We start from the raw sequence: 12,564 nt of genomic DNA, 5'->3' as shown, positions 1-12,564 counted from the left end.
CTGAATATTCGCCCTCACACCGAATGACCTTCTTCAACCCCTGTGAACCTCTAATCCGCTGCAAACAACAACATCTCGACGTACAAGACCTCGCAGGCCTGTTGCGCCTCCGCTGGCAAGTCGGAAATATTACTCTTTTCTCAGGATTTTATACCCGCATTGACCAAACTTTTCTGCTTTGGGCTTTGGTGACGGGAGGGATTTTTTTTACGGCTCAGTTTTTTCCGATCAGTTGGAGCTTTCAGGCGATTATGTGGTCAACTTTGACTCTAATTGGCACTGCGATCATGGCGGTTTTGACTTTGTTTTGGGTAAGAGTCGAGCGAGTTAGCTGGATTCTTTACTCTTGGGCGATTTTGACGATCGCTGGTTTGGCAATCACTGATTACAGCATTTTTACCGGTTGGGGAAGTTTGCTGCTGCACCTGTGCGATTTGTGGTTGGGTTTAAGCGCGGTCGGGTATGTGTTGACTGGTTTGGGTTTGCGATCGCGCACTTTTATCGCGATCGGACTAACTCACTTATTCAGCATTCCTCTATTAACTTTTGTTGCTCCTTGGCAATATCTAACCACAGGCATAATTATGGCCGGTTGTTTGCTGTTATTGTCAGAATTGCAGTGGGATATGCGATCGCCGATCGAGAATACCTTGCTCCCAGAAGAAGAAAAAGAATTCAACCGCATTCAACAGCGATTGCGACAAATCGATACGAGTGTGCCAAAACAAATCCAAAAAATGTAAAGAATTCTGTACAACAGCTCACATTCTCTCAAAATCGCACACAATAGAAAAATGCAGCATTAATAACAAACAAATGTTAACCAGAACAGGTGTTTTGCTGTTTTACCTGTGAATCGCCAACCTTAGGAGAACGGTGTCAGGAAAGCGACTGGCGAACAATGCTGTAATTAGGACGATAAAAGTTAATTCCAGTTGACCTTAGTGGTTAAAACAAAAACAAGTGGTGCAGGGTTTTTACCGTTTCCCCTGCTTTGCAGTCTCCGAGGAGAGGCTAAACCCTCTACTAGAACAGTCTGAGGAGATTGGCACAGAATTGGACAGTTTGTCAAGTAGGTTTTTGAGTTCAGTGTTTAACAAAATTGAGAAAATGCTCACTTAGCAGCTTCCCAGGACTTACTATAAAATAAGTCCTGTTTTATTGTGCGATCGGATTATTCGTAGGTTTGGTTGAGCGCAGCGTTACCCAACTTTCAACAGGCCCGAAGTTGGTTTTCATTCTTCAACCCAACCTACACAAAATATCCCTAACTTCCATTAAAATGTGTCCCAACATATTTTTGCCGCTGCCATCTTTCCCGCAACCCCAATAATAATCTCCCGGTGCATTTTCGACTATTTCTTCATCCCCGGTAGCGAGTAAAATTTCGCGGATATCGGCATGAGTTTCAAATTTGCAGAGTACAGCTTTTCGCATGATATCGTCTTTGACTTGTTCCCAATCTTTGCGGAGAGGGCGAGAGCGATCGCGCCCCATTTCTGCTGCATCTTTCGGCGTTTTTGCTTGGCGAATTTGGTCGCAGTGTTCCGTTTCGAGAAACTTTTGTGCTTGAAAATAATGTTCGGTAGTCGGCCAGTATTCTCCGTCTAACTCGAATCCGTGACGGGAAAAGTTAGAGAAACTGCCGTATTCGCCGCGAGTGCTGTAAAAGTAAATTGTCATAATATCTTTTGATATTTTATGATTTAGGGCGGATATTATACTACCTATAATTATGCCACAATCAACAAGTGGCAATTGGGTTTGTTACAAATTTTTAGTAAAATAGTAAAAGTCTTTTACCTGCCATCCACTACTTATAATTAATTATGCAGCTTAAAATTCACACCTTCACTGTCCGCAAGCGGTTTGCGCTTACGATCAGCCGCGGTACAACAGCCCAAACTACTAATTTATGGGTAAAAATCGAACACGAAGGCATCGAAGGCTGGGGAGAAGCTTCGCCATTTTCCACAGGTTCTAAGCCCCAAACTACCGAAACTCTGCTAGCAGCTTTGCAGGAAGTTGCACCGCTACTAGAAAAGTTTAGTCCGTGCGATCGCCAAAAAATTGAACAACTATTCACAGAAGTCGAGTTACCCTCGGCCGCCCGCGCCGGCATCGACATGGCAATGCACGACTGGCTGGGCAAAAAAGCAGACTTGCCGCTGTGGAAAATGTGGGGATTAGATCGATCGCGCATTGTCCCCACATCCGTCACCATCGGCATAAATTCGCCGACGAGTGCGAGGGAAAGAGTTCGCGATTGGTTTGGCAAAGATCCCGAAAATATCAAATACCGCGCTGTCAAAGTTAAGTTGGGCAATCCTGAAGGAATTGAAGCCGATAAAGCTATGCTAATAGCAGTCCTGGAGGAAGCGCAGGCTAACATTCAAATCAGTGTAGATGCTAACGGTGGCTGGAATTTGAAAGAAGCAGTAGAAATGTGTAGCTGGCTGGAAAAATATAACATAAATTATGTCGAACAACCGCTGTCACCAGTCGCAGATTTGGCTGAATTCTCGGAACTGTACCGTCAATCGCCGCTGCCAATTTTTGCTGATGAAAGTTGCTTTAATAGTTCCGATATTCCCAAGTTAGCGCCCTGCGTACATGGCATCAATATCAAAATGATGAAGTCAGGCGGATTAACTGAAGCAATGCGGATGATTCACACAGCAAAAGCTTGTGGTTTGCAAGTGATGTTCGGGTGCTATTCCGATAGTGCGATCGCAAATACAGCAGCAGCCCAACTTTCGCCCCTCGCTGATTACTTGGATTTGGACAGTCACTTGAATTTAATTGACGATCCTTTTACGGGTGCAAGCATCGAAAATGGGTGTTTGATGCCAAACGGGCGATCGGGATTGGGAGTGCAGCCAATTGACCTTGTAGAATAGAAGTATCGTTAAACAGTTGACAGTTGTAGGGTGCCTCGCCACCAACCATCACAAATAAAAATCGACCATCGCACAGCGACGCACATTACTTACAGTTGACAGTTGATAGAGGAAGTGCGAGGTTTTCAGGATGGGGATTTACAGTCAACCCTAAAAATATTCAACCTAAAAACGGGGGTTTTAAAACCATGAATTTCGCTCAAAATAAATCTGGAGATAGTATGATGGCAGTAGAATCAATTGCAGAGCAACTTCATATAGAAGCAGAGCTTTTCTATGAAGCACACAAGCCGCCCACTGATTTAATTTTTGATGATGGTGCAGAAATGGAAAGCAACCGCCACCGCATAGCAATGACTATTTTAATCCGTTCGGCAGAACAAGGTTTAGCTAACCGGAACGATTTTTTTGTCGGTGGCAATATGTTTATCTACTTCAGTGCCCAACAGATTCGCAATCGGGATTATCGAGGCCCGGATTTTTTCGCTGTGTTGGGTGTTGACGGCAATACTTCCCGACAAGGCTGGGTAGTTTGGGAAGAAAACGGACGTTACCCGGATATCATTGTGGAACTGCTTTCACCATCAACGGCTAATCAGGATACAGGCAAAAAAAAGGATATTTACGAGCAGGTTTTTAGAACTCCAGATTACTTTGTTTTCGATCCTTTCGATCCGAATTCTTTGCAGGGATGGCATTTAGATAACAATCAACGCTATCAACCGTTAGTCCCCAACGAGCATGGCTGGCTGTGGAGTCAAAGTTTGGGCTTTTGGTTGGGGACTTGGGACGGAATTGTCGATCGAGAAACAGCAACTTGGGTGCGTTTTTTCGACGAATCGGGCAATCTAATTCTGTTACCGGAAGAAGCTGCTCAACAGCAAGTCGAAGCTGCTCAACAGCAAGTCGAAGCTGCTCAACAGCAAGTCGAAGCTGCTCAACAGCAAGCAGAACAGCAACGCCAGCGAGCCTCGCGACTAGAGGCCAGATTGCGAGAGTTGGGAGAAGATCCGAATGCTTTAAACCAGTAATCCCCAATCGGATTTAATATGATGTCGGCTCAATTACCGAAATAAAAAGTGTTTGTAATCAGGATTAAAGTCCCAGGGCTGTTTCATTCTCTTGTAGGTGCCGCCCCCCGTGGCTGCCCCTATGTCTGAAACAACTACAAAATCGTGAATGGGGAGGGTAGGCACGGGGCACTACCCCTACAAAATCATCGTTTTCTTGAGAATGAAACAGCCCTGCTTTAGTCCTTATAAATTTGAGGACTAAAGTCCTCACTACAAACGATTTATTTGTATTATCTCGATCCAACACGATCTAATACTCAATTGATTTGAGATTTTGGCTATAATCTAAAATCTCCAATCGTAAATTTCAAAAGTGAACCAATGACTAAAAACTATCCCATCAAAAATGGCAAAGTTGCTATCTTGTTGCACGAGGGAATTCTCGGTACTTCCGGCAAAACTGGTTTAGCATTTTTGCGCTACAGCGAAGCACAAATTGTAGCAGTAATTGACCGCCAATGTTCGGGACAATCTTTATCTGAATTAACTGGCATTCCCCAACAAGTCCCCATAGTTGCTTCTGTTGCAGAAGCGCTGCAATTTTCGCCGGATATTCTGCTAATTGGTATTGCTCCATCCGGCGGTGTTTTGCCGGCTGAATGGCTGCCAGAAATTAATCAAGCGGTAGCAGCAGGTTTGTCGGTTGTCAACGGTTTGCACGCGAAACTTGCACCTTTGATAACGGTTCCGTTAACCGAAAATCAATGGATTTGGGATGTGCGTCAGGAACCGAAGTCTGTTGGGGCGATCGCCTCTGCGGCCGCTGCTAAATTAAGCTGTCGCCGCGTGTTAACTGTCGGTACAGATATGAGCATTGGCAAAATGTCAACCAGTTTGGAACTCAATCGCACTTGTTTGCAGCGGGGTTTGCGTTCGAGATTTTTAGCAACCGGACAAACGGGTTTAATGATTGGAAATGAAGGCATTGCTTTGGATGCTGTGCGAGTGGATTTTGCTGCTGGTGCGATCGAACAAGCGGTGATTAAACTGGGTACTGAATGCGATATTCTGCACGTAGAAGGGCAAGGTTCGCTATTGCATCCGGGTTCGACGGCGACTCTGCCGCTGTTGCGGGGCGCGCAGCCAAGTCACTTAATTTTAGCCCACCGAGCCGGACAAACTCACATTCGCAATCACCCTCACGTATCGATTCCTAGTTTGTTGAAAGTGGTTGAATTGTACGAAATGGTGGCTGCTGCTGCGGGTGCTTTTGTTGGGACAAAAGTGTGTGCGATCGCTCTTAATACTCACCACTTAAATGAGGCAGATGCGCTGTTAGCAATAGCTGAAGTTCAAGCGGAAACGGGATTGCTTTGTACCGATCCGGTGCGGTTTGGCGCGGAGGTGTTGTTAAGGGCGATCGACGATTAGTATGCTAGAATAAATTTAAATTGAAGATGCAAAGTTATGACACAATCAATTCAAGCAAAAGCACTGACACTGCGCGATGTCAAAACAAAATTTAACTTCCAACTTGCTGAAGACGAGCAATTTTTCCGAGAATGGATTGACGATTTACCTGAAATTACTGATGAAGAAAAGCGATATCTAGACAAAATAAAGGTTGGCTATACTAACAGTGCCGAGTACCCCATGATAGAAGATACCGTGAAAATGGTGGTACTAGCTCCTTTGCTATTTTTAGCAGATTTTTTTCTAACTCCGTTTCACATAGAGTCCGAAAAATCGGTGGAACTTCTGACTTTGGATGAAGGTATACTGGTCAGAGGCAGCATTGATATTCTGCTTTTAATTGAATCTTTTTGGGTTGTGGCGATCGAAGCTAAGCGAGCTCAATACTCCCTTGATGCGGGACTTCCCCAATTGCTATTTTATATGCTGAGTAACCCCAATCCTGACAGACCAACTTTTGGGATGCTGACAAATGGCAGCAACTTCAGATTCATTAAATTGGTTAAACAAGATACTCCGCAGTACGCTTTATCTTATGAGTTCGTAATCGATCGCGGCCAGGACTTTTACGAAGTTTTCCGCATTTTCAAACGAATCGCTGCTGTAGTTTCCAGCTATAACTCATGATTGCAAGTTCTGTTTCCTTACCCCAAGAATGCAGAATCCGCCAAGCGTCGGAGCAAGATATCAAATCAATTAGAAAGTTAGTTTGGAGCGCCAAACTCGATCCGACTCAGTTGCGCTGGGAGCAATTTTGGGTGATCGAATGTGATGGGAAATTGGCTGCTTGCGGCCAGTTGCGGAAGTTTACGGGCGCGCAAGAGTTGGGTAGTTTGGTGGTGGCGAAGGATTGGCGCGATCGAGGTTTGGGAAGCTACCTGACACAATATTTAATTCAACAAGCTACGAAACCGCTATATTTAGAATGTTTGGGAAAGCGACTCGCATCATTTTACAGTCGCTTTGGGTTCCTAGAAGTTCCTGTGGAAGATTTGCCGCAGTCGCTTAAATTCAAGTTCGGTTTGTCTCAGTTAGCTAAAATTTTATTCAGAGTTCCTGTAACAATTATGCAGTATCAAGAAAGTTTTTGATAATTATGACTTTTATGAATTTAAGATGCTGAATTTATGAATTGATTTTAAGTTTGACTTGTTGAATAATTGCGATTGCAGGGTGCGATCGAACTCTGCGGATCTAAAACTCCTACGGCTTCGTGAGGTCTGCGTCAGTCTCAGCGTGCATTTTTGATGACTAAGTACGCAAAATCGGTTCCGATCGGATATCTTGCACCATTCTCAACTAGCCTTTCACGGACGGGCTCTCCCGCCCATCCCACAAGAAAATTTAATTTTTGAAAGAAGAGGCCGGACAGCCTGTGCGAGCGAGAATGGTGCAAGATGTGAGTTCCGATCGGACTTGGGTATTGATCAGACGAGAGAGGAGTTGGGCCCTCACTACAAGCCCATAACGGTATTTTATCGGCGATGGTGTGACTCGCGCACTAGATATGTACCGATATTCCGGATTTGCCGATCGACATTGCGTAAACTCAAAATTCACCGCTGGCGGTAGTCCACTTTGCTCAATTGGCACAGCTAGCGGCCAGAGTCATAGGCTGAAAATACTGATAAATCGTTGTTTATCGGGACACAAGTGTCCTGTGCCAGTACCGGAGCCCGAAAGTGTCAGGGCGATCGCACCACAGACATTCGACTCGTGGCAAATTAGTAAGTGTAAAGCAAACGAATCACAACCGAGTCAAAAAAGCCAACGCAAAAATAAAACATCTTCAAAGCAACAGTAATGCGGAATCAACCAAGCGCTAATGTAGCTAACAACATCTAATCTTGAGGCAAATCCAGCCAAGGACAAAACCGCTAAATTCTTAATTCAATACTTCGGAATTAGTCGATTTAGACTCCCGGCAACCGCTGCTCAAATGCCTTCAATATTTCAAAAATTTTTTGCCTTTTATCCTGATGGAAGCACCACAGACAAGAACAATGAAATATCAGGCCAATCAATCTCAAGCCAAGCAAATACAGCTGATCAAATAGCACAGAAAGACAATTACACATCCATATATTTTAACACAAAAGGAGTCACTAAAATGTTCAACGTAGTAAAAGCTTTCGGTTCAATTTTTTCCACTCAAGGATACAGCGCAGCTAACAATATGTTACTCAAAAATTACGTCAACACCAACTTTAACTATTTCAACGAAGAAGCAGTCGTCGATGAATCGATTTACCCGAATCAAACAGGTCGCGTCCGCTTCCAAGGTAGCTGGTGGCCCGCACGGTGCGATCGCCAAATCACCCTCACACCTGGAGACACGGTTTATGTCATCGGCGTTGACAACATCACTCTCTTAGTTTCCCTCGCTCCCGCCGACTAAACCAGAAAGTAATTCATAACCTTAGAGCCCCGACTTCTTAAAGAAGTCGGGGCTCTGACTATTCTGTTTTTTAGAGACGCACTATGCCTAGGGCTAGGGGCAACCACGGGGGGATTGCCCCTACAAGAGCCTTGCAATTTAGCTTAAAAACCCTCTTTATTTCTTAGCCCGCGGAGGTGGGCTTTGTTTGTGTAGTAGCGGTTTCAACCGCCGAATCATAAAAGAGGTAAGCTGTTCTGCGCTACAATAAAATAGCATTTTTGAGAGCTTGTTTATTAAGCCGATCGCCCATTGGAGATTCGCTACTTTCTGGGCTTTCTGCTGCTATTTCTGATGCGTTACTTGGCGGTATTGGTTCGAGCAGTTTGGATCGAGCTTCCCCAATTGCAGGGTAATTTTCAGCCCAGGATGAAATCGCTGCTGCAAGAACATCGCTCTCGTCGGATAATGGTTCAATTAGCTGCGCTAGTTCCGTTAATTGTGCGGCCGAAAAGAGCGATCGCTGCTGAGTTAAGAGTTCGATAAACGAGTCGATATTTTGTTCGGGTAGTGACATCGATTCCCGTTGGATTTTGTTAATTGTTTGCCGCACAAATTCGAGAGACAAATCTAATAATTGGGCGATCGTCTCTAAATTCATTCCAAACGCGATCATGCGACGAATGGCTTCTAACTTCGCCTGCAATTCACCTTGTTCGAGTCCTTCTTCTAAACCTTCTTGCTTGACTTCCTGATAAAATCGAGTTTGTCTGAGTTCGCTTAAATTCAACATGGCGGCAATTTCCTCGCGGCTTTTTTGGGGGAGTTTGTAGACGATAATTGTTTCGATGAGGTTGATTAAATCGCGTAGAACGATCGGATCGGATAACTGTTGTCGGGCCAGGGCGATCGATTGCCGTGCTTGCTCTGCGGCTGTCTCTGCTGGCTCGATTACCAGTTTAACAATTTTCACTCCCAGCGATTGATCGGCTGCTTCTGGCAATTCATCGAGGTAAATCCGTTGGACACGCTGACTGGTTAGGAGCTCCTGAAATTGCAGCATCTGTTCGTGTTCGATGCGACGATTGGGATAGATGACAACCACGCGCCAAGGATTGACGGGTTTGTATTGTCGCAGATAGAGAAAGAGTTCGCCAAAGATGCGGTAGTACAAGTCGGGATCGGGTTGAAACTGAACTTCCGCTAAGTAAAAGGGTTTTTCCGGTGCTTCGGTTTTGGGGAGAAATAAGCCGTCGATGCGGAATGCGAGTTGTTTGATTTCGCGGGAGGTGAATTCATAGGCGGCGGCTTCGTCTGGAGGGCGATCGATTAGTTCAAAGAAAAAGCGGGGAAATTCTTGAAACAGGCTGTAGAAAATGGTGTCTGTTTTCATCAGTTGTCGATGGGAATCGAAGATTGGTACTATACCATGTCAAGAGAGAACTATGACACAAGAACCGATTTTTGAAGAAAGCAGCGGTAATGTATTTGCTGACCTTGGATTCCAGGATGCAGATGAACTTTTTATGCGAGGCAAAATCGGGATTCAAGTAATCCGTATCCTGAAACAACGCAACTTGAAACAACGCGAAGTTAGTCAACTTCTTGGCATTGCACAGCTAGAAGTATCTCATTTAATGAACGGAGAGTTTCAACAGTTTAGCGAGGACAAGCTACTGATTTTCCTCAATCGACTCGATCCAGAAATTACATGATGTCATCTACCAGTACGATGCCTCCTTCGCAAAAATCAATACTAAGATGATAATCTTCTAAAAGTGCTGTCCCGATGAGAGGACGACGACCCATTGCTAAAACTGGAATCACTTGCTCCACCCCATTCCAAAGGATCGTGCCTTGATGAACGTTGGTTACGATGCGGGAGTTGTCAGCCAAATTTGCATTAATTGGTGCAACGTAAGGTAACTGAAGCTCTGTAACTACAGTAGGCGGCAAAGTTAAGAACCCTTCAAAGCCTGTATCAATAACACATTCGATTTCTATTTCTGCACGTCCCGGAGGGTAGAGAATAATTCCCATGCGTGCTTGAAGCCCAACAACTATTCCATTAATCACAATGCTGTCCTAACCAATGTTCCACCGATTGCGTATACAGCATCATAACCGATGCGCTCTGCCCAAGTGATGGTATTAGGCTGTTTGGCTTGCAGGCGATGACAAGCTGCTAGCAAATCTTTGTCAATCTCGTATTCACCAGTATTGAGATCGATCGCGATGATTTTACCGATATTCTCTGTTGTTTCAATATGGGTACGGATGCGTTGTTGGTATATCTCTTTGCCACGCTGAGCAATTTCTTCGCGGCTAAGGGTGGGATGAGTCATAAAAGTAAGTTCCTAGCTAAAGTTCCTCGGCTGCTTTCTCTATCCTAGTGCAAAATCGAAATTCTGAAGCAGCTTTAGCGTCAGGATGAGAATTACTTCGATCGCAATAAACGGGCGATCGCTCGATAGTTTGACGAGCGATCGCACCTACAAATCGTGAGACTAATTTAACTATTGCTCCTTGGTAGACTTAACTGGAGTATGAGGAAGCGATCGCCTCGTGATGGCTGGCTCTCGATCGAATTGCTGGCGATCGCACAAACGCGGTTTTGTCCGTTTGTCATTAGTCTGTTTCAGTCGGATCATCTTTCTGCAATGTTGTCAGGCCTAGAAAGCACAGCTTGAGCAGAAACAGTAACCCGCCTGCTGTTGGATCGCACAAAGTCGCAAAGCCAACCACTGCAAATTCGATTACTTTCAGCCATTTCTTTTTGTTGGACAGTTTCATCAGGAGTAGTTTGAAATCGACTCTTACATCGTTTCAAAAAGGCTCCGAAGCATGGTCAGAGTAAGTGTTTGACTATTTGTCAGACTTGTCAGACTTGTCAAACTTGTCAGATTTGCCATAATTGAGAGGATAAACTTCTAGGTTTGTTAATGGCACGGCGAACACTCCAAGCTTCTACACAAGGTATTAAAGACATCCGAAAAGCATTGAAACGAAAACAAGGAGGACAAACTTACCTGGCTGGTGCTGTGGATTGTTCTCGACAAACCATCTGGAGTTTGCTCAAAGGCAACCCAATTGATTGCGATGTTTTCATGGATGTATGCACAAAGCTAGGGCTAAAGTGGGAAGACATTGCTGAGCCAGAAGCAGCAGAACCAGTGCAAAACAAAGACTCTAATATTGATGCGTTAGTTCAGCAGGTACGATCGCGCCTCCACGATGACATTCAACGGTTGCACGGCACTATGCCACTTTGGGGGATGGATAGTTGGGTACCGCTGGGTGAGTTGTTTGTGGATGTCAACATTCTGGAGGAACTGAGTAGTAGTCGTAAGTCGGAAATCCATGACTTGTCACAAGATTTCATGAACAATCCCAGCCATCGAGGTTTAGATCGCATTGGCTTGGGCAAGGAACAGGAACGAGTGTCAGGCTTAGAGGTGCTGGCGAAGAATACAAACCTAATGGTGGTGGGCAAACCGGGTTCGGGCAAAACGACATATTTGCAACGAGGGGTAACGGAGTGCAATGCAGGGAATTTACAAGCGCACCGGATTCCGTTTTTGATTAGGCTGCGGGATTTTGTGAGGGATGGACGTGAGGTTTCCTATACCCTAAAGCCTTATCTAGAGAAATGTTGGAAGTTATCAGATGCAGAAACCTTACTCAAGCAAGGTCGGGTGCTGGTTCTGCTGGATGGGTTAGATGAGGTGACGGGGGGCAATGGGAAGAAGATCACCGAGGAAATTAAGAAGTTTGCTCGTGACTATCCGCAGGTGCAAGTAATTGTGACCTGTCGAACGCAGAGTTTTACTGGCGAAATGGACTGGAAATCTCTACGCTTTCAGTTTGTGGAGGTGGCGGATTTTAATGAAACGCAGGTGCAATTGTTTTCAGAACATTGGTTTAAGACGGTGATGGGGGATGAGTCGGCGGGACTTGCGAAGACAAAGGAGTTTTTAGAACAACTATTTTTAGAGTCGAATAAGCCGATTCGGGAGTTAACAATTACGCCGATTTTGCTGAGTTTGACCTGTGCGGTGTTTTACAAGACGGGGAAGTTTTGCTCGAAGCGATCGGAGCTTTATGAAGATGGCTTAGAGTTGCTACTGGAGCGGTGGGACAAGTCGCGGGAGATCGATCGGGATGAGATTTATCGTGATTTGTCGGTAGAGCGGAAGCTGGAGTTATTGAGCTTTTTGGCAGTGAAGAAGTTTGAGCAAGAGCAATATGTGCTATTTGAGCAGGCGGAAATTGAGGGATATATTGCGGAGTTTTTGGGGATTGGGCAGCGGGATAGTGGGGTGGTTTTGAAGGCGATGGAAAAGCAGCATGGATTGTTGATTGAGAGGGCACAGAAGGTTTGGTCGTTTTCGCACCTGACGTTTCAAGAGTATTTAGTAGCGAAGCGGTTTTGCAAGCTATCCGAGCTAGAAAAATTCGTAAATCACATTACAGAGAGGCAGTGGAAAGAAATATTTTTGCTGACAATTGAAATACTGAAAGACTCTAGCACTCATCTTGAATTTATTAATATCAAAGTTATAGAAATACAAAGAGACATCACTATTGTAGGCGAAATTATTCACTGGATAGATCGAAAATCTAACTTAGCAGCTATAGAAATATCTCATTGGAATTGGACAAGTATGAGTATAAAAATGCTTGACGCTGTTGCTTTAGGAAAAGATATTGTAACTTTGTCAAGTGAAGATTTTAAAAAAAGTATTTTTACGGCTAGGTTAATATCTGAATGTAGGTATTTTTATTGGGATTTATTTAATGC

Annotated in this window: 14 protein-coding genes; 9 read left to right on the top strand and 5 right to left on the bottom strand. The window is 44.6% G+C overall.

Features of this window, described 5'->3' with window-relative positions; all coding sequences use genetic code 11:
* The first annotated feature begins 23 nt into the window (after positions 1-23).
* The gene (locus IQ270_RS09185; RefSeq protein ID WP_193972914.1) at positions 24-743 is read left to right on the top strand and encodes a hypothetical protein; all 720 of its coding nucleotides are present in this window, start codon (positions 24-26) and stop codon (positions 741-743) included.
* 499 nt (positions 744-1,242) lie between these two features.
* Here IQ270_RS09185 and IQ270_RS09180 read toward each other — a convergent pair whose 3' ends face one another.
* Positions 1,243-1,683: an NADAR family protein gene (locus IQ270_RS09180; RefSeq protein WP_193972913.1), complete on the bottom strand. Its 441-nt coding sequence runs from the start codon at positions 1,681-1,683 to the stop codon at positions 1,243-1,245.
* Positions 1,684-1,829: 146 nt separating this feature from the next.
* Here IQ270_RS09180 and IQ270_RS09175 point away from each other — a divergent pair, with 146 nt between their 5' ends.
* From IQ270_RS09175 to IQ270_RS09150, 6 genes are all read left to right on the top strand, one after another.
* Positions 1,830-2,900: a dipeptide epimerase gene (locus IQ270_RS09175; protein WP_193972912.1), complete on the top strand. Its 1,071-nt coding sequence runs from the start codon at positions 1,830-1,832 to the stop codon at positions 2,898-2,900.
* 224 nt (positions 2,901-3,124) lie between these two features.
* Complete coding sequence (locus IQ270_RS09170; RefSeq protein WP_193972936.1) at positions 3,125-3,931, top strand: Uma2 family endonuclease; 807 nt, start codon at positions 3,125-3,127, stop codon at positions 3,929-3,931.
* 363 nt (positions 3,932-4,294) lie between these two features.
* Entirely contained in the window at positions 4,295-5,344 is a 1,050-nt protein-coding gene (locus IQ270_RS09165; protein WP_193972911.1) for a DUF1611 domain-containing protein, read from the top strand.
* A 36-nt stretch (positions 5,345-5,380) separates the two neighbouring features.
* A complete protein-coding gene (locus tag IQ270_RS09160) occupies positions 5,381-6,013 on the top strand; it encodes a type I restriction endonuclease (protein ID WP_193972910.1) in 633 nt (210 codons plus the stop codon).
* Positions 6,010-6,477, top strand: coding sequence for a GNAT family N-acetyltransferase (locus IQ270_RS09155; protein WP_193972909.1), 468 nt, complete (start codon positions 6,010-6,012; stop codon positions 6,475-6,477). The genes IQ270_RS09160 and IQ270_RS09155 overlap by 4 nt, the downstream gene beginning before the upstream one ends.
* Before the next feature lie 1,019 nt (positions 6,478-7,496).
* Positions 7,497-7,784 (top strand): NfeD family protein, encoded by a 288-nt coding sequence (locus IQ270_RS09150; protein ID WP_193972908.1) that lies wholly within the window; start codon positions 7,497-7,499, stop codon positions 7,782-7,784.
* 241 nt (positions 7,785-8,025) lie between these two features.
* Here the strand turns inward: IQ270_RS09150 and IQ270_RS09145 are convergent, their stop codons facing one another.
* Complete coding sequence (locus IQ270_RS09145) at positions 8,026-9,156, bottom strand: Rpn family recombination-promoting nuclease/putative transposase (protein WP_193972907.1); 1,131 nt, start codon at positions 9,154-9,156, stop codon at positions 8,026-8,028.
* A gap of 52 nt (positions 9,157-9,208) precedes the next feature.
* On the opposite strand from IQ270_RS09145, the gene IQ270_RS09140 reads away from it, so the two are divergent.
* Complete coding sequence (locus IQ270_RS09140; RefSeq protein WP_193972906.1) at positions 9,209-9,478, top strand: helix-turn-helix domain-containing protein; 270 nt, start codon at positions 9,209-9,211, stop codon at positions 9,476-9,478.
* Here the strand turns inward: IQ270_RS09140 and IQ270_RS09135 are convergent.
* The 3 genes from IQ270_RS09135 to IQ270_RS31855 all read right to left on the bottom strand — a co-directional run bounded on the left by IQ270_RS09135 (position 9,471) and on the right by IQ270_RS31855 (position 10,414).
* Entirely contained in the window at positions 9,471-9,839 is a 369-nt protein-coding gene (locus tag IQ270_RS09135) for a clan AA aspartic protease (RefSeq protein ID WP_193972905.1), read from the bottom strand. The two genes, IQ270_RS09140 and IQ270_RS09135, sit on opposite strands and share 8 nt — an antisense overlap.
* A complete protein-coding gene (locus IQ270_RS09130; RefSeq protein WP_193972904.1) occupies positions 9,836-10,108 on the bottom strand; it encodes a hypothetical protein in 273 nt (90 codons plus the stop codon). Before IQ270_RS09130 ends, IQ270_RS09135 begins: the two co-directional genes overlap by 4 nt.
* A 171-nt stretch (positions 10,109-10,279) precedes the next feature.
* Positions 10,280-10,414: a hypothetical protein gene (locus IQ270_RS31855; RefSeq protein WP_255532395.1), complete on the bottom strand. Its 135-nt coding sequence runs from the start codon at positions 10,412-10,414 to the stop codon at positions 10,280-10,282.
* Positions 10,415-10,705: 291 nt separating this feature from the next.
* On the opposite strand from IQ270_RS31855, the gene IQ270_RS09125 reads away from it, so the two are divergent.
* Positions 10,706-12,564, top strand: a 1,859-nt coding sequence (locus tag IQ270_RS09125) for an NACHT domain-containing NTPase (RefSeq protein WP_193972903.1), incomplete at its 3' end; no start/stop codon positions are given.

Origin of the sequence: Microcoleus sp. LEGE 07076 (genome assembly GCF_015207455.1) — a bacterium.
Lineage (GTDB): Bacteria > Cyanobacteriota > Cyanobacteriia > Cyanobacteriales > Microcoleaceae > Microcoleus.
Note: the sequence above shows the minus strand (reverse complement) of the source record. Positions and strands in the feature narration are given on the sequence as shown.

Bases quoted from the DNA above. Each gene is read 5' to 3' on its own strand.
- IQ270_RS09155 (WP_193972909.1), top strand. From the start codon at position 6,010: ATGATTGCAAGTTCTGTTTCCTTACCCCAAGAATGCAGAATCCGCCAA.
- IQ270_RS09145 (WP_193972907.1), bottom strand. From the start codon at position 9,156: ATGAAAACAGACACCATTTTCTACAGCCTGTTTCAAGAATTTCCCCGC.
- IQ270_RS09180 (WP_193972913.1), bottom strand. From the start codon at position 1,683: ATGACAATTTACTTTTACAGCACTCGCGGCGAATACGGCAGTTTCTCT.
- IQ270_RS09185 (WP_193972914.1), top strand. From the start codon at position 24: ATGACCTTCTTCAACCCCTGTGAACCTCTAATCCGCTGCAAACAACAA.
- IQ270_RS09130 (WP_193972904.1), bottom strand. From the start codon at position 10,108: ATGACTCATCCCACCCTTAGCCGCGAAGAAATTGCTCAGCGTGGCAAA.
- IQ270_RS09175 (WP_193972912.1), top strand. From the start codon at position 1,830: ATGCAGCTTAAAATTCACACCTTCACTGTCCGCAAGCGGTTTGCGCTT.
- IQ270_RS09140 (WP_193972906.1), top strand. From the start codon at position 9,209: ATGACACAAGAACCGATTTTTGAAGAAAGCAGCGGTAATGTATTTGCT.
- IQ270_RS09170 (WP_193972936.1), top strand. From the start codon at position 3,125: ATGGCAGTAGAATCAATTGCAGAGCAACTTCATATAGAAGCAGAGCTT.
- IQ270_RS09150 (WP_193972908.1), top strand. From the start codon at position 7,497: ATGTTCAACGTAGTAAAAGCTTTCGGTTCAATTTTTTCCACTCAAGGA.
- IQ270_RS09160 (WP_193972910.1), top strand. From the start codon at position 5,381: ATGACACAATCAATTCAAGCAAAAGCACTGACACTGCGCGATGTCAAA.
- IQ270_RS31855 (WP_255532395.1), bottom strand. From the start codon at position 10,414: ATGATCCGACTGAAACAGACTAATGACAAACGGACAAAACCGCGTTTG.
- IQ270_RS09165 (WP_193972911.1), top strand. From the start codon at position 4,295: ATGACTAAAAACTATCCCATCAAAAATGGCAAAGTTGCTATCTTGTTG.